19 protein-coding genes, 2 tRNA genes, 1 pseudogene and 2 other annotated features are annotated in these 19,890 nt (G+C 38.2%); of the genes and pseudogenes, 16 read left to right on the top strand and 6 right to left on the bottom strand.

What is annotated here, in order from left to right:
- The first annotated feature begins 183 nt into the window (after window positions 1–183).
- The 4 genes from L1999_RS19510 to L1999_RS19495 are packed head-to-tail and all read left to right on the top strand — an operon-like array spanning window position 184 to window position 4,763.
- Window positions 184–855, top strand: a complete 672-nt coding sequence (locus L1999_RS19510) for a TorD/DmsD family molecular chaperone (RefSeq protein WP_235740068.1) — start codon at window positions 184–186, stop codon at window positions 853–855.
- Complete coding sequence (locus L1999_RS19505; protein ID WP_235740067.1) at window positions 848–3,244, top strand: DMSO/selenate family reductase complex A subunit; 2,397 nt, start codon at window positions 848–850, stop codon at window positions 3,242–3,244. Before L1999_RS19510 ends, L1999_RS19505 begins: the two co-directional genes overlap by 8 nt.
- An 11-nt stretch (window positions 3,245–3,255) precedes the next feature.
- Window positions 3,256–3,843: a DMSO/selenate family reductase complex B subunit gene (locus L1999_RS19500; RefSeq protein WP_235740066.1), complete on the top strand. Its 588-nt coding sequence runs from the start codon at window positions 3,256–3,258 to the stop codon at window positions 3,841–3,843.
- A 23-nt stretch (window positions 3,844–3,866) separates the two neighbouring features.
- Window positions 3,867–4,763 (top strand): 4Fe-4S binding protein, encoded by an 897-nt coding sequence (locus L1999_RS19495; protein ID WP_235740065.1) that lies wholly within the window; start codon window positions 3,867–3,869, stop codon window positions 4,761–4,763.
- Window positions 4,764–4,870: 107 nt separating this feature from the next.
- On the opposite strand, the gene L1999_RS19490 is transcribed toward L1999_RS19495, so the two are convergent.
- The 3 genes from L1999_RS19490 to L1999_RS19480 all read right to left on the bottom strand — a co-directional run bounded on the left by L1999_RS19490 (window position 4,871) and on the right by L1999_RS19480 (window position 6,419).
- Window positions 4,871–4,962: transfer RNA gene (locus L1999_RS19490), tRNA-Ser, on the bottom strand.
- 3 nt (window positions 4,963–4,965) lie between these two features.
- A tRNA-Gly gene (locus L1999_RS19485) sits at window positions 4,966–5,039 on the bottom strand.
- Window positions 5,040–5,141: 102 nt separating this feature from the next.
- On the bottom strand, window positions 5,142–6,419 hold the full coding sequence (locus L1999_RS19480; RefSeq protein ID WP_235740064.1) for a bacillibactin exporter BcbE: 1,278 nt from the start codon (window positions 6,417–6,419) through the stop codon (window positions 5,142–5,144).
- Window positions 6,420–6,671: 252 nt separating this feature from the next.
- Window positions 6,672–6,919 (top strand) — a binding site (T-box leader).
- Window positions 6,920–6,953: 34 nt separating this feature from the next.
- Window positions 6,954–7,202, top strand: a binding site (T-box leader).
- A gap of 61 nt (window positions 7,203–7,263) precedes the next feature.
- Between L1999_RS19480 and trpE the strand changes: the two genes are divergently transcribed.
- The 11 genes and pseudogenes from trpE (at window position 7,264) to L1999_RS19430 (ending at window position 17,418) form a co-directional block, all read left to right on the top strand.
- The gene (trpE, locus tag L1999_RS19475; protein WP_235740063.1) at window positions 7,264–8,652 is read left to right on the top strand and encodes an anthranilate synthase component I; all 1,389 of its coding nucleotides are present in this window, start codon (window positions 7,264–7,266) and stop codon (window positions 8,650–8,652) included.
- Window positions 8,649–9,260, top strand: coding sequence for an anthranilate synthase component II (locus L1999_RS19470; protein ID WP_235740062.1), 612 nt, complete (start codon window positions 8,649–8,651; stop codon window positions 9,258–9,260). Before trpE ends, L1999_RS19470 begins: the two co-directional genes overlap by 4 nt.
- Window positions 9,232–10,257 carry an anthranilate phosphoribosyltransferase gene (gene trpD / locus L1999_RS19465; protein ID WP_235740061.1) on the top strand — a complete coding sequence of 342 codons (1,026 nt, stop codon included), beginning with the start codon at window positions 9,232–9,234 and terminating at the stop codon, window positions 10,255–10,257. Before L1999_RS19470 ends, trpD begins: the two co-directional genes overlap by 29 nt.
- Window positions 10,258–11,049, top strand: a complete 792-nt coding sequence (gene trpC / locus L1999_RS19460) for an indole-3-glycerol phosphate synthase TrpC (RefSeq protein WP_235740060.1) — start codon at window positions 10,258–10,260, stop codon at window positions 11,047–11,049.
- Window positions 11,046–11,630 (top strand): annotated as a pseudogene (locus L1999_RS19455) (phosphoribosylanthranilate isomerase); the annotation flags it as partial. The gene trpC and the pseudogene L1999_RS19455, both read left to right, overlap by 4 nt.
- A 45-nt stretch (window positions 11,631–11,675) precedes the next feature.
- Window positions 11,676–12,875: a tryptophan synthase subunit beta gene (trpB, locus tag L1999_RS19450; protein WP_235744401.1), complete on the top strand. Its 1,200-nt coding sequence runs from the start codon at window positions 11,676–11,678 to the stop codon at window positions 12,873–12,875.
- 1 nt (window position 12,876) lies between these two features.
- Entirely contained in the window at window positions 12,877–13,662 is a 786-nt protein-coding gene (trpA, locus tag L1999_RS19445) for a tryptophan synthase subunit alpha (RefSeq protein WP_235740059.1), read from the top strand.
- Between the two features lie 254 nt (window positions 13,663–13,916).
- The gene (mnmH, locus tag L1999_RS19440) at window positions 13,917–14,993 is read left to right on the top strand and encodes a tRNA 2-selenouridine(34) synthase MnmH (protein ID WP_235740058.1); all 1,077 of its coding nucleotides are present in this window, start codon (window positions 13,917–13,919) and stop codon (window positions 14,991–14,993) included.
- A 190-nt stretch (window positions 14,994–15,183) separates the two neighbouring features.
- On the top strand, window positions 15,184–15,312 hold the full coding sequence (locus tag L1999_RS29675) for a hypothetical protein (protein ID WP_275677097.1): 129 nt from the start codon (window positions 15,184–15,186) through the stop codon (window positions 15,310–15,312).
- Window positions 15,313–15,340: 28 nt separating this feature from the next.
- A complete protein-coding gene (locus tag L1999_RS19435; protein WP_235740057.1) occupies window positions 15,341–16,021 on the top strand; it encodes a response regulator transcription factor in 681 nt (226 codons plus the stop codon).
- Complete coding sequence (locus L1999_RS19430; protein ID WP_235740056.1) at window positions 16,018–17,418, top strand: HAMP domain-containing sensor histidine kinase; 1,401 nt, start codon at window positions 16,018–16,020, stop codon at window positions 17,416–17,418. Before L1999_RS19435 ends, L1999_RS19430 begins: the two co-directional genes overlap by 4 nt.
- A gap of 67 nt (window positions 17,419–17,485) precedes the next feature.
- Here L1999_RS19430 and sda read toward each other — a convergent pair whose 3' ends face one another.
- On the bottom strand, window positions 17,486–17,605 hold the full coding sequence (sda, locus tag L1999_RS19425) for a sporulation histidine kinase inhibitor Sda (protein WP_430540049.1): 120 nt from the start codon (window positions 17,603–17,605) through the stop codon (window positions 17,486–17,488).
- A 192-nt stretch (window positions 17,606–17,797) separates the two neighbouring features.
- Here sda and L1999_RS19420 point away from each other — a divergent pair, with 192 nt between their 5' ends.
- The gene (locus L1999_RS19420; protein ID WP_235744400.1) at window positions 17,798–18,001 is read left to right on the top strand and encodes a DUF6501 family protein; all 204 of its coding nucleotides are present in this window, start codon (window positions 17,798–17,800) and stop codon (window positions 17,999–18,001) included.
- Between the two features lie 115 nt (window positions 18,002–18,116).
- Here L1999_RS19420 and L1999_RS19415 read toward each other — a convergent pair whose 3' ends face one another.
- Together L1999_RS19415 and yidC are read right to left on the bottom strand one after the other, a co-directional pair.
- The gene (locus L1999_RS19415; RefSeq protein ID WP_235740054.1) at window positions 18,117–18,707 is read right to left on the bottom strand and encodes a YhcN/YlaJ family sporulation lipoprotein; all 591 of its coding nucleotides are present in this window, start codon (window positions 18,705–18,707) and stop codon (window positions 18,117–18,119) included.
- A gap of 176 nt (window positions 18,708–18,883) precedes the next feature.
- Window positions 18,884–19,684 carry a membrane protein insertase YidC gene (yidC, locus tag L1999_RS19410; RefSeq protein ID WP_235740053.1) on the bottom strand — a complete coding sequence of 267 codons (801 nt, stop codon included), beginning with the start codon at window positions 19,682–19,684 and terminating at the stop codon, window positions 18,884–18,886.
- Window positions 19,685–19,890: the final 206 nt, after the last annotated feature.

Below are 19,890 nucleotides of genomic sequence, written 5' to 3'. Positions count from 1 at the left end.
TACACATTTTAAGGAATAACCCAAAAAAGTGATATTAGTTACTGTGATATCAAGGATTTTGAATTTAATGTGAATAATTGCACAAAGTCAACCGGACTATACTAGATTACGGTAAGATTAATTTATAAGGGCTTACAATGAAGGAAGTTGGTGTCAACAATTCACACATGAGGAGAGAAGGCAATGACAACAACAAAAGATTCAATACATAATCAATTATATCCATTTTTATTAGCTAGAAGAAACTTTTACAAAATTCTCCATACTTTATTCTTGGAACCAGCCAAGCACCATTTATTATTTAATAAGGGGCTCGTGAGAAATTTTGACGAATTAAAAGAGTTCCATGAAGGTGGGAGAATTCTCGCCGACGCTTTTGAACAATTAACTACAAATGAGAAAGTGAACACGGAAAGAGAAGAATACTGTCGGTTATTTATTGATCCGGGTGTGTTAGTAGCTCCTCCCTGGGAGTCGTATTATCGAAGCAAGGAACATCTTTTATTTGAAGAATGGACGCTCCAGGTCAGAGAACTATATCACCAATTTGGGCTGCAATCGATCCACGAAAATAATGAGCCTGAGGATCATTTACTCCTTGAAATTGAGTTTATGATTTTTCTAATCGAGTTAAGTCTGCAAGCCTTAGACATTGAAAAGGTGCAGGAACTGATATCAAGTCAAATTGACTTTCTCAAAGATCACTTAACGATTTGGATTCCAGAATTTTGTAAACGGGTTGTGGATCATACTACTAGCCGCCTATACCTAGGTGCTGCCATGGTTCTTGAAGACTTTTTAATCTTTGATTTAACATCTTTAATGGAAATAAAGGAGGCAGTAGAAAATGTCTGAAAACCACTTAAAGAACTTGTTGACAAATAAAATGCAGAGACGAACCTTTTTAAAATGGTCAAGCGCAATTGGTATCCCGATCATTGCCGGTGGAATAGGGACAAAGATGCTTGTCGAACGTAACGAAGAAGATAAACCAGTAAGTGCTAAAGAAGAAAATGCAGAGACGATTATCTCAACCTGCAGTGTTACGAACTGCGGAGGACGTTGTATCATTAAAGCCCATGTAAAAGACGGGGTTGTAGTCCGGGTTAGTACAGATACTCAAGAGGCTGGAGACCTCTCTTATCCTCCACTAAGGGCATGCATCAGAGGAAGAAACTATCGAAGCATGCTTTATCATCCTGATCGTCTTAAATACCCTATGAAACGAGTGGGTAAACGGGGCGAAGGGAAATTTGAGAGGTTTTCTTGGGAAGAGGCCATTGAGTCTATTGCTGCACAAGTAAAAAGAATTGGAGATACATATGGCCCTGAATCTAGGTATGTTAACTATGCATCAGGTCAATGCTGGGGATTACATGGCGGAGTGAGTGCTGCCAAAAAACTTTTAGCCCTAACCGGCGGTTATTTGAATTCCCGAAATGACTACAGTTCTGGTGCAGGTAATGTTGCCACTCCTTATACTTACGGAACAAATAACTCGGGAAGCAGCTTTGATTCTTTGCTCCATTCCAAATATATTATTTTATGGGGGCAAAACCCTTCTGAAATGATTTTCTCCACACCATATCGTGAATATTTAATGCAAGCAAAGAAGAATGGGGCAAAAATAGTCGTAATTGATCCTAGATATACCGATACTGCCATAGCTTTCGCTGATGAGTGGATACCCATTCTTCCAACAACAGATACTGCGATGATGGATGCCATGGGGTATGTAATTGTTAGTGAAAAACTTCACGATCAGGCTTTCCTTGATAAATACTGTCTTGGATTTGATGAGAACCACATGCCTGATGGTGTTTCGAAAGATGAATCACTAAAAAGCTATTTACTTGGAAAAAAGGATGGGATCCCTAAAACTCCTGAATGGGCCGAAAGGATTTGTGGCGTACCAGCTAATAAAATTCGGCAAATAGCCCGTGATTATGCTCAAAGCAAACCTGCTGCATTGATTCAAGGCTGGGCTGCACAGCGTCAAGCATTTGGAGAACAGTTTATGCGCGGCGGCGCACAATTGGCCTGTATAACAGGAAATGTTGGTAAACTGGGAGGCTGGGCAGCTGGGACTGGCTATTGGAGCCGCAGTAATATTGTTTATCCATTTTTTGACGAAAACCCAGTTAAAGCTTCTATTCCCTGTTTTCTTTGGACTACTGCGGTAGAAAAGGGGACAGAAATGACTGCTGCCGATGGATTACAAGGAACGGATAAGTTAAAAACCAATATTAGAATGATTTTTAATATGGCGGGTAATATGCTGATAAATCAACATGCCGATATTAATAAAACACGAAAACTGATTGAGGATGAAAGTAAAGTAGAGTTTATTGTGGTCAGCGATCTCTTTATGACCCCAAGTGCAAAATATGCGGACATATTATTACCGGGAACGACCTTCTTTGAACGATACGATATTGGTGTACCATGGTGTTTTGGAGATTATGTGGTCTTCGGGGATAAGACCATTGATCCACTGTATGAATGCCGAAATGAATATGATGTTTTTGCAGATATCGCTGAAAAGCTGGGACTAAAGGATCGGTTTACAGAAGGAAAGTCGATTCTGGATCTCGTAAAGGAAAGCGTCGAGAGGACAAAACAAGAGCTTGACCCAAATTTCCCAGCATTTGAAGATTTTCGTAAAAAAGGAGTTCATCACTTTACCTATAGTGAACCATTAGTAGGTTTTAAAAAGCAAATTGATAACTTTGAAAAAAATCCATTCGAAACTCCTTCCGGGAAGATTGAGCTGTTTTCAAAAGCCTTATGGGATATGAACCAGCATGATGAAATACCCGCAATTGCTAAGTACATTTCTTCGTGGGAAGGGCCAGAAGACCCGCTTATTAAGAAGTATCCACTTCAATTGATTAGCTGGCATTATAAGCGCCGCTGTCACTCCACCTACGATAATCAAGAGTGGCTTGAGGAAGCAGCCAAGCAAGAGATGTGGTTAAATCCAAAGGATGCTGAAAAACGAGGGATTAAAAATGGGGATCGGGTACAAGTATTTAATGATCGCGGATTACTTTTGATTGATGTAAAGGTCACGCCAAGGATTACTCCTGGAGTTGCTGGAATTCCTCAAGGTGCATGGTATACTCCTGATAAAAATGGACTTGATCAACGGGGCTCCGTAAATGTTCTGACATCACAGAGGCCGACGGCATTAGCAAAGGCTAATCCGCAGTTATCAAACCTGATTGAAGTTAAAAAACTATAGGAGTGAGGAATTTGAAACAGCTCGGATTTTATATTAATCAAAGCCTCTGTACCGGTTGTAAGGCATGTACGGTGGCTTGTAAAGATAAAAATAACCTTGACGTTGGCATCAATTTCCGGAGGGTTTACTCATATGAAGAAGGAACCTTTATTGAACAGTCCAATAAGGGATTGCTTCCAACTATACAAGCATATTATTTTTCCATTTCATGTAATCATTGTCAGAACGCTGCCTGCATTCCAAGCTGTCCGACCGGCGCGGTTATAAAGAATAAACAAAACGGTGTGGTAACAATTGACCAGGATGTATGCCAAGGGGCGCAATTATGTATTAAGGCTTGTCCATACGGATCTCCTCAATACAATAAAAAGGTGTTTAAATCAAATAAATGTGATTTTTGTATGGATCTACAGGAAAAAGGCGATAATCCAGTGTGTGTAGCATCCTGTCCAATGCGGGCTATTGAATTTGGCCCAATTGAAGAGCTTCGAAAAAAATATGGCAGCGTCAATCAAATTAAAGGGATGCCTAGTGGTGCCATTACACATCCAAACCTTGTCATTACACCCCATAAGGATGCAAAGTTGTTTGGCAGTTAACAAAAATATCAGCAGGTGATCATATGTCGCTACTTGTTAATTGGCTTGAAAGCATGCATATAGATGCCAAAATAACCCAAAGTTGTTCTAGAAAGAAACACGATCGCTCCACTTGCACGGCTTGTATGGATGCCTGTCACTTTGGGGCGCTTGTCATCACTTCTACATCCATTGGTATAGATACGAAAAAATGTAATTCATGCGGAGAGTGTATGATTGCCTGTCCGCTTTCTGCTATAGAAGGTGTCCTTGCGTCAAGGGAATATGTAAAGGATAGTTTGGTCTATAATGAGGACTATATTCCAAAGATAAAGGAATTGCTGATATACAAACAGAGGGGGGTAAACACCATTGAGTCAGATAGAACCCCTCTTAATCCAGATTGGATGAATGTTCTAATTGATGCCAACAAAATCCTGCAGCAGCTTGAAGAAAGCCCCATCCAAATAACAGATTTACGTTATGAAGGATTGTCGAGGAGAGCTTTTTTAACTTCCTTACAAACAAAGGGCAAACAGTTAGCCAAATCCTTGGCACCTGCTGCTTGGAAGGTAAAAGCAAACGAATGGAAAATAACCCGTTATTATGGTGACTATCAATTCTATCAAGTGGAAATCAATTTTGACAAATGTACACTTTGTCAATTATGCTTTTCCTTCTGTTCTCAAAAGGTATTTACTTTAGAAGATCATTCCTTAAGGGTTCACAATGAAAAGTGTGTAAACTGTTGTGATTGTATGGATATCTGCCCGGAAGGCGTCATAGAAATTAAACAGGAAATTACAAAAAAACAATACAAAAACTACCCGCTATTGATACGTGAATGTAAAAACTGCGGGAAACCATTCTCCACATTCCAAATAAAAGCAGACAACTGCCCTATTTGTCACGAACGGAATCCAGAATGGTTAAGTCCCTAATACTTAGAAAAAGAGGTTCTCTTTAATAGGATAAGCCAATTAAAAAGAACCTCTTTTTTATGTATGAACAAAATTAAAGCACTTGCTAAGTGTTAAGACTGTATGTATGGAGGAGAAGATGAGATTCGAACTCACGCAACGGTCACCCGTCCTAACGCATTTCGAGTGCGCCCCCTTATAACCACTTGGGTACTTCTCCGTATGGAGCGGGTGAGGGGAATCGAACCCCCGCCGTCAGCTTGGGAAGCTGAAATTCTACCATTAAACCACACCCGCACTTTCAAATAAGAACACATATATTATATCATAGTTGCTACTTTTTTTGTACAGCATTTTGCTTAAAAAACAAAAAGTGCTGAGGTTTTTCCCAGCACTTCTCTAGGCTTCGGCTTTTGGTTTTACCGCGAAGATTGTTACCACTGCGGCGATAATACTGAGGCCGCTTAGAACAATAAAAATCCAATGGTTAGCGTATTTCATGAGCACTGCAATAAGTGGAGGACCTGCGGCAACCCCAATAAAGCGCATCGAACTATAAATTGAGGAAATTGTTCCGCGTTCTTTTTTCTCGATGCCTTCAGTAATTAACGCATCTAAACAAGGAAGGCTTAACCCAATTCCTATGCCAGTAATCAAAAACATTGTGATCATATACCAAAGCTTAATTGAAAACCATAGAGCACCAATTGAGATAGCTGCGATGATAATACTGATCAAGGTGATCCATTTCATTAATACTTTATTTTTTTTAATAATTTTTCCGCTGATAAAAGAGGCTAAACAAAGTGCACCAAGCGGTAATGCTAAAAAGAAACCTTTTTTGAGATCCTTAATCCCATATTCTTTTTCGAAGATCTCAGACAGGTAAAACAAAATACCAAACAGGACAAGCATTAGAATACCGCCAATAAAAAAGATGGCATACAGCCAACGTCCTTTTTCAGTAAAGGTTTTTTTTATATTTGTAAAAAATTGTTTGAAAGGAATGGGTTCTTCACTACTTTTTGGGCATTTAACTAGAAAAATCATTAAGATAACCGAAATGATACAAAATACTGGAATTGAAAAGAATGGTAAAAACCAGACGAATCCTGCAAGAAAGGCCCCGAGTATCGGGCTTAAAACTTTTCCCAACGTATTAGACGTTTCAATCAGTCCTAAACAGCTGCTAACATCATCTTCACTTTTAAACATGTCACCTACTAATGGAAGTACAATGGGCATGGCCCCTGCGGCCCCTACTCCCTGAAGAGCCCGGCCGACTAAAATGAGCCAATAGGCATCTGTTAACTTCCATGCAGCCCACCAGGAAATTAAGCCGCCAATCGCCGCAATAAGCAGACTGGGGATAATCACTTTTTTTCTTCCAATATGGTCGGATATATATCCGGCAACTGGAATAAGAAAAATGGCAACAATTGAATAAACAGTAATAATCATACTGGTTTGAAAGGATGTGATGGATAATTCTTTTTCCATAGAAGGTAGTACAGGAATCAACATTGAATTTCCTAAAGTCATCACTAAAGGAATGGAAGACAGCGAGACGATTGCCCACTTTTGTTTAGCTATTTCACTTTGTTTTTTTTGGCCAGCCGCCGATTGTTTTTTCTTTGCTGCCTTTTGGTTTTGGCTTATTCGTTCAATATGTTCCATGAATCTTCTATCCCGCCTTCATTTATGCTCTCAACAGTCCACTCTGAAGAGCCATGTTTGCTTGCTAACGTTAATATTGGCTAATTCAATTGAAAATAACAAAGTTTAAAGCATCCTTTAAATGGAAGTAGGTAAATAAAGACAGTAAGAATGAGCTGAAAAATACAAGAAAAGTTAATTTCGAATTTTAAAAAAATAATCACTTGACATATTTAGTGAAGTTGGATAGGATAATAATCAATAAAGCAAATCATATAGGTGTAGACGAAGAGTAGTAACTTTTACGGATTCTTAAAGAGAGCTGATGGTTGGTGCAAATCAGTGTAGACGTTCAAGTGAATGGACTTCCGAGCCTCCAAACCGAACCCTGATGGGCAGTAGGCTTTGGCGAAGATCTCATCGTTACAAGAGACAGATATTCAAGCTTTTTTGCTTCGATATCGGTTGAGTGAGCTAATTTTAGCTAATGAAGGTGGCACCACGGGTCTTCCGTCCTTTTTGGATGGAGGGCCCTTTTGTATTTTAATTAAAATAATTAACTCGTTGAGCAAGAGTAGTACACAAAATTAATTCTTTCCAGAGAGTCGGGGTAGGTGTGAGCCCGATATGAATGAATTTGTGGAATGGACTTGTGAGAGGTGTCTTGAACCTTAGTAGGGACGCCCGGTTTCCCCCGTTACAAGGATAGGATATCGGACAGAATATGTTCTGTATCTGAATGAGGGAGCAGAGTTTGTCTGTTCCAAAAGGAGGTGGCACCACGGTCTTAGAATCGTCCTCTATATGCGCAATCTATTTGCGCGTATAGAGGACGATTTTTTTATTTTCGAAAAGGGGTTGTGACATGAAGACAATAAATCGATGTTTAATACAAGAAATCAAAGGAGATACATTAACACCCATCTCGATCTTACAAAAGATTAGCGGAAAAAAGAAATTTTTATTGGAAAGCTCTCATAAATACAATGACTCGGGTAGGTATTCTTTTATTGGTACCGACCCTGCCTTTGAACTCATTTCTAGAGGAGAAAGGAACGAAATTATCTATCGCGACGGGGCAAAGCAGGTAGTGAAAGGAAATCCTTTAGAGGTTATAAAGAAGCTTTTACCAGAAGGGATATTTGAAGAATATGATTTCCCTTTTATAGGAGGCTCAGTGGGGTATGTTGGCTACGACATCATTAGACAGTTTGAAGTAATTGGTGAGGAATATCCAAATGGCTTGGAAATGCCTGATGTGCATCTTATGTTTTTTGAAGAAGTGATTGTTTTTGATCATCAGCAAGAAAAAGTGAAAATTTGCGGTCTTCCATTATCAGAGAAAAGTAGTACAGCCATAATCGAAAAACGAGTAATGCAAAGGATAGAAGAATTAAAAAAGCCAAATTATTATTTTGAAGAGGAACCTTATACTTTTAGTGGTTTTGAAGCAGATACAACAAAAGAAGCGTTTATTAAAAATGTTGAAACTGCAAAAGAGCATATCCTTTCAGGAGATATTTTTCAAGTAGTTCTCTCTAGACGTATGAAATCAACGTTTCAAGGTACGCCCTTATCACTTTATCGGAAGCATCGAAGCACCAATCCAACACCGTATATGTTTTATATCGACTTTAATGGATATACTGTCATTGGTTCATCGCCAGAAAGCTTAATTAAAACACGAGGCAATACAGTAATCTCAAATCCGATTGCCGGTACAAAACGGAGAGGAACAACTGCTGAAGAGGATGAACGGATTGGGCAGGAATTAGTTAACGATGAAAAAGAGCTAGCCGAACATCGCATGCTTGTAGATCTTGGAAGAAACGATCTAGGCAAAGTTTGTGAATTTGGAACGGTTCAAATTGAGAAGTATATGTCGGTAGAAAAATTTCGTCATGTTATCCACCTAGTATCGGAGGTCAGCGGAAAGCTTCATCCGGAAAAAACGGCCTTAGATACCTTGGCTGCCTGTCTGCCAGCAGGGACGGTTTCTGGTGCCCCAAAAGTTAGGGCAATGGAAATTATAAATACGTTAGAAAAATCAAAGCGCGGTCTTTATTCCGGTGCAGTTGGCTATGTGTCTGTAAACGGAAATATGGATTTTGCCTTGGCGATTCGTACCATGATCATCAAAGATGGTGAAGCAATTATCCAAGCAGGTGCAGGTATTGTTCATGATTCAAATCCAGAGTCTGAATATGAGGAAACACTAAACAAGTTGAGATCCTTTTTGGAGGGTGAAAAATGATTTTATTAATAGATAATTTTGATTCGTTTACCTTTAATCTTTATCAATACCTAGGTGAACTGGGTGAAGAGGTTGTTGTATATCGGAACAATCAGCTGAGTATGGAACAAATTCAAAATTTGAATCCGAAAGCGATAATTTTATCACCTGGGCCTGGCCGGCCTGAGGATGCGGGTATTTGTATAGATTTAATTAAAACTTTCCATAAGACCATTCCGTTACTAGGTATATGTCTTGGTCATCAAGCAATTGGAGCAGCCTTTGGAAGTGAAGTGAGGAGGGCTCATTATATTAAGCATGGGAAAACTTCCTTCATCACTCATCAGGGCAATGAAGTATTTGCAAACCTAAGTACTCAATTAGAGGTAATGCGTTATCATTCGTTGACGTTAGAAGAAAGTAATCTCTCAGAGGAGTTGGAGTGCATTGCTCATTCCAACGATGATCATGAAATTATGGCAATAAAGCATAAGAAATATCCGGTTTACGGTCTGCAATTTCATCCGGAATCTATAGGAACTCCGGATGGTAAACAAATGTTAAAAAATTTTTTACTCGAAATAGAAGGGATGAGGGAAAATGAAAAACTATCTACTCCAATTAGCTGAAATGCAATCCTTTTCTGAAGAGCAAATGCAAGAAGCAGTTGATTTTATCTTAGGTGAGGAAGTTTCTGAATCTGAAATTGCCGCCTTTTTAATGGGGTTAAAGTCTAAAGGTGAAACAGTTGACGAAATCGCGGGAATTGTTCGGGCTTTGAAGGGCAATACCCTGAGTTTTAAACGGAAATTTCCGAATGTTCTGGATAACTGTGGCACTGGTGGAGACGGTTCATCAAGTTTTAATGTTAGTACAACTTCAGCTTTTGTTATTGCAGGTGCCGGGATTCCAGTCGCTAAGCACGGCAATAGAAGTATCTCAAGTAAAACAGGAAGTGCAGATGTCCTTGAATATCTGGGAGTTAATCTAAATTTACCTTCTGAAAGGACGGAAGAAATACTTCATGAAATCGGAATCGCCTTTTTATTCGCACCACACGTTCATCCAAAATTAAAGAAAGTGATGACTGTTCGCAAAGAATTGAAAATTCCCACGGTCTTTAATTATATTGGCCCATTAACAAATCCGATTGAACTAGATTATCAATTGTTAGGCGTTAATCGCAGGGATTTATTAAATGTATTTGCAGAAGTACTCAAAAGATTAGGCCGTAAAAGGGCTGTCGTCATAAATGGTGCTGGATTTATGGATGAAGCTTCTCTTCAGGGAGAAAATCATTATACCCTTTTGGAGGATGGGAAAATTACTAGTCATATATTTACACCGGAAGACGTTAATCTCCCGCAATACGATAACAGCCAGATAAAGGGTGGAGATTCGGAAGAAAATGGGGAAATCTTATTAAAAGTGCTAAAAGGGGAAAAAGGTGCCCCTCGAGATACAGTATTATTAAATGCCGGAATCGGTATTTATACAGCTGGAAAAGCCAGTTCCATTATTGAAGGAATTGATGTAGCCAAGGAAATAATCGATTCAGGTGCGGCATATGCAAAACTGACAACGCTTATCGAAAAATCTAAATTAGGCCAGAAAGAGGCGATTTAAGTGGAAACCATTCTTGACAGGATTATTGAACAGAAGAAGAAGGAGGTCCAGCTGCTTCAAGAAAGGACGGAAATCAGTAAGGAAACAGTTTATCCAAAAAGATCTCTTATAGAAAAACTGCAAACAGCAGAGAAACTTTCCATCATTGCCGAATATAAACGAGCATCCCCATCAAAGGGTTTAATCAATAATGGAGTGGAACCAGAAGTACAAGCGGCAATTTATGAGAAATCAGGAGCGTCAGCCATTTCTGTATTAACGGATTCCACCTTTTTTAAAGGTTCTTTTGCCGACTTAAAGGCCGTTCGTGAAGTAGTTAACCTGCCTATATTATGTAAGGATTTTATTATTAGCCCACTACAAATTGATGTTGCAGCGGCCAATGGAGCAAACATCATATTACTAATTGTTGCAGCGTTAGAAGAAAGCAGTTTGGCTGAGCTCTTTCATTACGCGAAAGCAAAAGGCTTAGAAGTGCTGGTAGAGGTCCATAATAAAAATGAATTAGAGAAAGCACTTAAAACAGGAGCAAAGTTAATTGGTGTCAATAACCGTGATTTAAAGACATTTAAAGTTTCACTAGAAGTAACCGAACAATTAGCCTCAATTGTAAAAAAATCAGGAGCTTATTTAATAAGCGAAAGCGGGATCCATTCTGAGCAGGATGCTGACAGAGTTCGAAACGCGGGTGCAAATGGAATTTTGGTAGGTGAGGCTTTAATGGTCAGCCAGGATCTAGAGAAATCCTTCTCTAATCTTCGTCTTCCTCTTCAAGAGGGTGTTAATAAATGAACATTAAGGTAAAAATCTGTGGACTCATGGATAACCAGACCGCACTTAAAGCTGTTGAGTATGGTGCAGATGCCATCGGTTTAGTATTTGCAGAAAGTAAGAGGAAGGTAACACCAGAACAAGCACAAGAAATCGTTTCTTCCTTACCAGTAAATGTTATGAAAATTGGTGTTTTTGTTAATGAAACGAAGGAAGAGATTGAAAGGATTGCATCTCTAGTTGGTTTAACCCATATTCAGCTTCATGGTGAGGAGTCTTCTGCCTTTACTCAATCGCTTCTTCCACTAGCCGTTGTAAAAGCGATCTCTTTTGATGATAATGAAGCCTTAGAGGGAATTCTTCAATTCCCAGCCGATTATATTTTGCTCGATGGACCAAAAGGAAAATATCGGGGCGGAAATGGAACATCGTTTGATTGGAGGCAAGTTAACACTTTATGTTTGAAAGGAAAAAAAGTCATACTTGCAGGGGGATTACATCTCGAAAATGTCGCTGAGGCCGTGCAGATCATTAACCCTTATATGGTCGATGTGAGCTCTGGGGTTGAAACAAATGGAGTAAAAGATCTTGTAAAAATAAAAGCATTTATCGAAAAGGTAAAAACAATACCAATTGGAGGAAAAAAAATGAGCACCTATACATTACCGAATGAAAAAGGCCATTTCGGAATATTTGGCGGAAGATTTGTACCAGAGACTTTAATGAAGGCCGTTAATGAATTAAATGATGCCTATGAAGACGCAAAAAAGGATCCTGCTTTTCATGCTGAGATTGCTAGATTAGCAAGTGAGTATGTTGGTAGAGAAACACCATTATATTTTGCGGAAAACTTAACTAAACATGCCGGCGGGGCAAATATTTTCCTAAAAAGAGAAGACCTAAATCATACGGGCGCCCATAAGATTAATAACGCGATTGGCCAGGCATTGCTTGCTGTTCGTATGGGGAAAAGAAGAATTGTTGCTGAAACAGGAGCAGGTCAGCATGGTGTGGCAACAGCAACGGTATGTGCATTATTAAACCTCGATTGTATCGTTTTTATGGGTGAAGAAGACATCAAACGACAAGCTTTAAATGTCTTTCGAATGGAATTGCTAGGTGCTAAGGTTGTTGGCGTATCCTCAGGTAGTGCTACCCTAAAGGATGCAGTTAATGAAGCATTAAGATATTGGGTGACTAATGTCGATGATACACACTACTTACTAGGTTCAGCTATGGGCCCTCATCCATTCCCAATGATGGTTAGAGATTTTCAAAGTGTCATCGGCAAGGAGACGAGAGAACAATTTCTATCGCGGGAAGGCCGCCTTCCTGAAGCTGTTGTTGCTTGTATCGGAGGCGGTAGTAATGCGATTGGGATGTTTTATCCATTTATTGAGGATAAAGAAGTTCGGTTATATGGGGTTGAAGCTGCAGGGCAAGGAGTAGAAACGGAGTTTCATGCTGCGTCCTTAACAAAAGGGAAACCAGGCGTCCTTCATGGTTCGTTGATGTATTTATTGCAGAATGAAGATGGTCAAATCCAGGAGGCTCATTCCATTTCGGCAGGACTTGATTATCCTGGGGTAGGTCCAGAACATAGCTACTTAAAAGATAGCGGACGGGCCAATTATGTCTCGATTACCGATCAAGAGGCACTTGATGCCTTTCAACTTTTATCAAAACTGGAGGGAATTATTCCTGCGCTGGAGAGTTCTCATGCGGTTGCTTACGCGGTGAAGCTTGCTGCTGAAATGAAAGAAAGTGAAAATATTGTCGTTTGTTTATCTGGTCGTGGGGATAAAGATGTAGATGCAGTCAAAGCAAGACTTGAGGGGAGGAACTAACATGAATCGAATTGAAAAAGCATTTGCAGCATTAAAGGAAAGTCAAAAAAAAGCCTTTGTTCCTTATATAATGGCAGGTGACGGAGGTTTAGAAACGCTGGTTGAAAGACTTACTATACTTGAAAAATTCGGTGCCACTGCGGTCGAAGTTGGGGTTCCCTTTTCAGATCCTGTAGCAGATGGACCAACGATCCAAAAAGCCGGCCTTAGAGCGCTTGCTAATGGGACCACACTAAAAGGAATTGTTCAGGAAATTGAAAAAGCTAGAAAAAAAGTATCAATACCCATCATTCTTATGACATATTTAAATCCGATTTATTCATACGGGATCGCTAATTTTGTTGGCGACATCCGAAACGCGGGAGTGGATGGCTGCATCATTCCTGATCTGCCGATAGAAGAGGAAGAAATTATCGTACCGGAGCTTGATAAAGCAGAAGTGGAATTAATCCGTTTAGTGACCATGACAACTCCCCTCGAAAGAATCAAAACGATTTCAAGTACAGGAAGAGGATTTTTATATACGGTAACAGTTAAAGGAATTACCGGGGTTAGAAATGAGTATGATGCTGAACTTACTAACTTCATAAAATCTGTCAAAGAAGTGAGTGCTATCCCTGTTATGGCAGGGTTTGGTATTTCAAGCAAAAAGCAAATTCAACAAATATCAAAATACTGCGATGGAGTTATTGTCGGCAGTAGAATTGTTGAGCTATTTGAACAAGATCGTCTAAGCGAGATGGAAGATCTAATGTCTGTGATTAAACAAGAATCAAACGTATTGTAAGTGAAAGGGTCTACTTTTCTTTCAGAGTAGACCTTTTTTATCAATTTAGTTGTACAGTAAGGTGTTAAATCCTGTCATGCTTTTTGAATTTCTTGATAGCCGAGGTTAACTTCTTTATAATAGGTATATAATCATTATAAGTAAATCCTTTTTATGATGAATAAATTATTTTGAAACTTCCAGTAGTGGAAGTTTTTGTTCGTTTTTTATATCTGTTATCTATAAGGATAATTTTTGCTAGGAGCGTAATATAAATGAAGGAAATACATGTGGAAGAATTATTAACCCTAAAGGAACCGGTCATTATTGATATTCGTTCACAGATTGAGTTTGCAGATGGGGCAATTCCTGGGGCCATCAACATTCCATTATTCACGGATGAAGAGCGTCAAATTATAGGGACAATTTATAAACATGAAGGACAAGCGGCTGCTAAGTGGCAAGCGATGGAATTTGTTTCTCCTAAGATTCCTGCTCTGTTAAAGAAAATTAAGTCGTATCAAACGGATGGGGAGTTAATTATTCATTGTTGGCGTGGGGGAATGCGTAGTAAAGCCGTTGTAACCTTCTTAGAGTTTGCAGGCATTTATGCATGGCGATTAGTTGGGGGATATAAAGCCTATCGGCATCATATCCTTGAACAAATACCATCTATGATACCGGATAAAACGGTTGTTATTCATGGGATGACAGGTGTTGGAAAAACAGAGGTTTTGAAAATTTTAAAGAAAAAGGGGTATCCTGTTCTTGATTTAGAGGAAATGGCAGGACACCGCGGCTCTATCTTTGGCACTATTGGTCTTGGTGAAGGTCATAATCAAAAGACTTTTGACTCTCTCCTATTTAAAGGTCTAACAGAAATCAAAGGGGTCGACTATTTTCTTGTAGAGGCAGAAAGTAAAAGAATAGGTAAAGCTGTTCAGCCTGAAAAGCTAATGGATGTTAAATTTAAAGGCTTAAATATTTACATTCATTCGCCGCTGGAACAAAGGGTAAAACAACTTGTTTCTGAGTATGTACTTCCTTATGAACAGGAACCCTGGTATGACGAAAAAATATCGTTAGGAATTGAAAAGGTCTTAAGAAGAGTGAAGGATACAGACATTCGAAACCGATTAATCGAAACCCTACATGAAAAAAATTATCACGACATGATTTCGATTTTACTTAATCACTATTATGACCCACGGTACGATCATGCAAGACAAGACTATATTGGAGAGTTTATTGATATAATTGCGGAAGATCCGATTGATGCGGCAGATAAGATTACAGCCAAACTTAAAGAGCTATCCTTTCCTCCGATGTTAGAAACAAATAGCCACATCTAATTAACATAAATAACCAAGCACACGCCCTTTAAAGGTGTGTGCTTGATTACGTTTCTAAGGAGATTCTAATCTTTTTCTCATGGCAGTTTCCAGAAGAACAGGTAAGATGTTAACTACCTTCTAAAAAATTTATCTCCAATCATATCAAATAGCAGGTACTGAAAAAAAGTTCAAAAAGGAGGAATACAACATGTTTTGGTTTCGGTTAATTATTGTTGGCTTCTTTTCGTTCACCGCAATTTCTCTCGTTTCGTTCCAATCAATTGAGATTATTCATGCAGTATTTGATTTTATTCGAGATAAACATCAGTTAAAATAGTAGAAAAACGTAATGTGAGAGTGGGAGTATGTCCAAATTACTAATTATTGAAGATGAAAAAAGCTTAGCTCGATTTATAGAGTTAGAAATGCAGCATGAGGGCTACGAAACGACCGTTGCAACAGACGGACGTAATGGGTTGCAATTAGCTCTCACTGAGAGTTGGGATGCCATTTTACTTGATTTACTGCTTCCAGAATTAAATGGCATGGAGGTTTGCCGAAGAATTAGGCAATCTAATAAGACGATTCCTATTATTATGATTACCGCCCGTGATAGTGTACTTGATCGGGTTTCTGGTTTAGACAGCGGGGCAGACGACTATATTGTAAAGCCATTTGCGATTGAAGAGTTATTAGCAAGATTGAGGTCGTTATTTAGAAGGATTGAGGCTTTGCAATCTACTGAGGTTAAGACCCTTATATTTAAGGATCTTGTTGTTGAGCTAGAATCCTGTGTGGTTAAAAAGGGAGAAATGGTTATTAGTCTTACAAAGAGGGAATACGATTTGTTAATTACTTTTATGAGTAATATTAACATTGTTTTAACAAGGGAAGTGCTCCTTAATAAGGTTTGGGGATACAGTACAGGCGTTGAAACAAATGTGGTGGATGTGTATGTTCGATATTTACGAAACAAGATAGATGATCAAAATGATGATGGGCATTATATTCATACTGTTCGTGGTATAGGATATGTTATGCGATGATAGATAAGATTAGCAGTCAATTTAATCGACTTCGCTGGCAAACGAAATTAGTTTTAAGCTGTTCCACTGCAATATTTCTGACTTTTTTTCTATTTAGTTTCTTAGAATATCATACCGTTTCAAAATGGATGATGAATCGTGAAGAAATTGCCATTAATCGAACAATGAGTGACATTACCACTTTTTATAACGCAAAATCATACAAACCTAATCGAGGGGATATGAAAAAAAGTGCGGCATTTTTGAGGAAAATGAATGATAAAGATCAATTAATTAGAGTATATGACGAAGATGGTCATGTTCTTGTTTCGGATAAAAATGGTACCTTCCCCGTTTTAGAGGCTGCACCGACTAAGAAAAAGGTTACTCAAGAGATTTCGATTGAAGGAAATGAAGCATTTGTTGCCAGAGCTCCGTTAAAGGGAAATGATTTTACAGGGACGATAGAAATTGTACGTCATTTAAATACCTACCGAAGAATGATGGGGAATCTCTTTTGGGTAATGACCGTATTTGGGATTGCGGCAATTATCTTTAGTGCTATCAGTGGTTTTTTACTTGCAAAACAGCTTTTAAAACCTGTAAGGGATTTAGCCAAAGCGATGAAACAAATTAAGGAAACTGGCTTTCAAGAAAGAATGAATGGGTATAAACAAAAAGATGAATTAACAGCCCTGACCAATGTTTTTAATGAAATGATGGATGAAATTGAAAAATCGTTTCTACTTCAAAAGCAATTTGTTGAAGATGCCTCTCATGAACTCAGGACACCAGTGTCGATATTAGAGGGACATCTTTCCTTGTTGAATAGATGGGGGAAAAAGGATCCTGCGATTCTAGATGAATCGCTTGATGCTTCACTTCAAGAAGTAACAAGATTAAAAAAATTAATTAACGACTTGTTACATATTACAAGAGCAGAACATCCTAGATTAAAAAACCAGGAAAAAACGGATATTATAGAAACTCTTCATCAATTGGTAAAGAATTTGGAAATCATCCATCCAGATTACAATCTTTTTTTAGAAGTGAGTCCGATATTGCCTAAGGTTGCTATTTCGAGGCAGCATATGGAACAGATCATGATTATCTTATTAAATAATGCCATTCAATACTCTAACAATAATAAGACTATTTGGATTACTGCCATGCAGGAAGGCGGGAAAATAATCCTCTCCGTAGTTGACAATGGAATTGGAATATCGAATGAACATTTAGCGAACGTATTTAATCGTTTTTATCGAGTGGATCAAGCTCGAAGTCGAGAAAACGGTGGTACAGGATTAGGTCTGTCAATTGCTCAGCGATTAATTAGAAAATATCATGGAGAAATTTCAATTGAAAGTCAGGAAGGGGTTGGAACAAAAGTAACGATTGTTCTGCCAGATTTGATTTAATACTTCATGAAGGAATATAAAAACCGCTGAATTTGTTCAGCGGTTTATTTTGGGTTCTTTCCTAGGTCTAGGTTTTCAGCAGTCTTAGACCTCTGCGCTTTATTTCATCTTTTAAAAGTTTAATCCATTCCTTTTCTCCAGATTTTAATGCATCCCGATATGAAATAATCAACTGCTCGTTACTCATAATTTTCAATTTAAGAATGCCCTCCTTAAAAAAATGGATTGTTTATTCAGTTTTTACTATTGTAATAGTTTAACTGAGATTTGAGAACTCAAATTTTACAATTTCGGTTAAGGAATCATCATATTGTTGCACACCACCGGATCAATTGATTATACTAGAACTTGGACAAAGACCGAAAGGACGGTGGCAGTAATGATTCATTTATCATGGAAAGATCGTGAGACAATTAAGAAAGTAAAATGCGTTCATACAGATGCAAAAAAATATCTCGTTCATAATGCTTTAACAAAAGGAGAAATTTATGATGTAAAAAATGAAACAGAAGAGTTTTATTACATTATCGATAATTCTGGTAAAGTGGGCGGATTTTACAAGGAATATTTTCAAGATGCATAGAATCAAACAAGACTGTGAGGTGTAGCCTCCAGTCTTCTTTTATGAAGCTCGGATGTAAAAATAAAACCAGCTGTCTGAAACAACAATCTTCAGACAGCTGGTACATGGATAATGATTAACGAGCATCTGGGAATACTCTGCGGATCGTATCAGAAAACCTATCGATGAAATCGGAATTGGTTCGTCCAGATCGAATATCCCGAGTATAACTTGACATTCGTTTATAGAATTGCCGATTTTCCGAAATATAGACATTGTCGATATTCCCATCAACAGATTTTACTGCCCTTGTAATTTTACTTCTGGTTGTTGCTGTTAACTGATTATAAGTAGAATCCGCCATTTTCACAGCGACGTATGCATTATTATCGGTGACAATGATGTTTGCTCGTTCAATCCTAGATAAATCAGTAACCCTATCTGCTGCTCGATTTGCAACTATTATCTTAGAAGTGTCATATTGAATTTGTGTGTTTGTAGAGTGTTTGTTATGATTTCTCTGCCGATCTATTTCCGGATCGCTTGTATCGACGCTTGTAATGGCGGGGCCACCATGAGCTGGTGTATTATAATTGACTTTTGCTGATTCTGTTTTCCTGGGGTCAAGCTTCTGTTTTGTAAGATCATCATCTACATTATTCTTTGAACAGCCCGCTATATACAAAGAAAAGATTAGAGTTATTGTTACAAACAATCTTTTTTTCATTTATGTAAGCACTCCTTTGGACTAAATCACACCTAGAGATAGGATTCCTAATTCAGAAGAAATTATCCTATTCATTAGGTCACAATAAAAATAGTCATGGGGAAGAGATCCTTTTTATAAGAAATTTTTACAAAATAAAAAAGAAGCATTGAGTCAACGCTTCTTTTTTATTTTATTTACTTTTGGTGAGCAGGTGTTTCAATTGGTTTTTTGGATTGATATAACTTCCGGCCTACCAAAGTTTGAAGTGTAAGGAATAACCCGCCGACAACCCAATAAAGAGGAAGAGCAGCTGGGGCGTTAAAAGAAAACATTACAATCATTAGCGGCGACATCAAGCCCATCATTTTCATTTGTTGCTGCTGGGCCGTTGGCATGTTTGACTGGGATACCTTGAATTGGAAGTAGTAAACTAGTCCAGCGATAATCGTAATAACGATATCTGAGTGTCCTAAATTAAACCATAAGAACTGATGAGTTGCAATTTCCTGTGATCCGCGAATGGCATAATAAAAGGCTGTTAAGATTGGCATTTGAATAAGAATAGGTAAACATCCCATATTGAGTGGATTAACACCATGTTTTTGATAAAGTCCCATCATTTCAGCTTGTAGTTCTTGTTTCTTTTTAGGGTCCTTCTCGGTCTTCATTTTCTTTTGAATGGCATCCATTTCAGGCTTTAAACCATCCATTTTTTCTTTCATAACCGTTTGATTTTTGTATTGCTTTAGCATTAATGGCATTAATATAAGTCTAATTACCAGGGTAACCACGATGATCGCCAAACCATAGTTTCCACCAAAAAATTCTGCGGTTGAATGGATAATCGTCGAGAAAGGATAGACAAAATAGGTTTGAAAAAACCCTGTCTTATTAGTAGTAGTTGTTGTATGCGCTTGTGATGAACAAGCAGACAATAATAAAGTAGACAAAATAAACATAGCTGCAAGTATAAGTGAAGATCGATTCTTTTTCATATTTCCTCCTAAAATGTCTTAGTATATTATGTGGTTGGATATAAGGAAGGAAATTGGTTCATCAGAATCATCCTGCGAACATTCTTTTCTACGAATATATTTAACAATTCTTTTCAGAATAAAGCTTCCGTTAATACTATTTTGATTCCGGCAGAAGACGAGCGGGTAATTAATTTTTGTGTTTGCAGATTCAGAAAGAGAACCGA

The sequence above is a fragment of the Neobacillus drentensis genome (assembly GCF_021560175.1).
GTDB lineage: Bacteria > Bacillota > Bacilli > Bacillales > Cytobacillaceae > Neobacillus > Neobacillus drentensis_A.
The sequence above is the reverse complement of the archived record's forward strand: the minus strand, read 5'-3'. Positions and strand labels throughout refer to the sequence as shown.

What these genes read in the sequence shown, in the direction of transcription:
- L1999_RS19510 (WP_235740068.1), top strand. Translation starts at nt 184, where the DNA reads ATGACAACAACAAAAGATTCAATACATAATCAATTATATCCATTTTTA.
- L1999_RS19505 (WP_235740067.1), top strand. Translation starts at nt 848, where the DNA reads ATGTCTGAAAACCACTTAAAGAACTTGTTGACAAATAAAATGCAGAGA.
- L1999_RS19495 (WP_235740065.1), top strand. Translation starts at nt 3,867, where the DNA reads ATGTCGCTACTTGTTAATTGGCTTGAAAGCATGCATATAGATGCCAAA.
- L1999_RS19480 (WP_235740064.1), bottom strand. Translation starts at nt 6,419, where the DNA reads ATGGAACATATTGAACGAATAAGCCAAAACCAAAAGGCAGCAAAGAAA.
- trpE (WP_235740063.1), top strand. Translation starts at nt 7,264, where the DNA reads ATGAAGACAATAAATCGATGTTTAATACAAGAAATCAAAGGAGATACA.
- L1999_RS19470 (WP_235740062.1), top strand. Translation starts at nt 8,649, where the DNA reads ATGATTTTATTAATAGATAATTTTGATTCGTTTACCTTTAATCTTTAT.
- trpD (WP_235740061.1), top strand. Translation starts at nt 9,232, where the DNA reads ATGAAAAACTATCTACTCCAATTAGCTGAAATGCAATCCTTTTCTGAA.
- trpB (WP_235744401.1), top strand. Translation starts at nt 11,676, where the DNA reads ATGAGCACCTATACATTACCGAATGAAAAAGGCCATTTCGGAATATTT.
- trpA (WP_235740059.1), top strand. Translation starts at nt 12,877, where the DNA reads ATGAATCGAATTGAAAAAGCATTTGCAGCATTAAAGGAAAGTCAAAAA.
- mnmH (WP_235740058.1), top strand. Translation starts at nt 13,917, where the DNA reads ATGAAGGAAATACATGTGGAAGAATTATTAACCCTAAAGGAACCGGTC.
- L1999_RS29675 (WP_275677097.1), top strand. Translation starts at nt 15,184, where the DNA reads ATGTTTTGGTTTCGGTTAATTATTGTTGGCTTCTTTTCGTTCACCGCA.
- L1999_RS19435 (WP_235740057.1), top strand. Translation starts at nt 15,341, where the DNA reads ATGTCCAAATTACTAATTATTGAAGATGAAAAAAGCTTAGCTCGATTT.
- L1999_RS19430 (WP_235740056.1), top strand. Translation starts at nt 16,018, where the DNA reads ATGATAGATAAGATTAGCAGTCAATTTAATCGACTTCGCTGGCAAACG.
- sda (WP_430540049.1), bottom strand. Translation starts at nt 17,605, where the DNA reads ATGAGTAACGAGCAGTTGATTATTTCATATCGGGATGCATTAAAATCT.
- L1999_RS19420 (WP_235744400.1), top strand. Translation starts at nt 17,798, where the DNA reads ATGATTCATTTATCATGGAAAGATCGTGAGACAATTAAGAAAGTAAAA.
- L1999_RS19415 (WP_235740054.1), bottom strand. Translation starts at nt 18,707, where the DNA reads ATGAAAAAAAGATTGTTTGTAACAATAACTCTAATCTTTTCTTTGTAT.
- yidC (WP_235740053.1), bottom strand. Translation starts at nt 19,684, where the DNA reads ATGAAAAAGAATCGATCTTCACTTATACTTGCAGCTATGTTTATTTTG.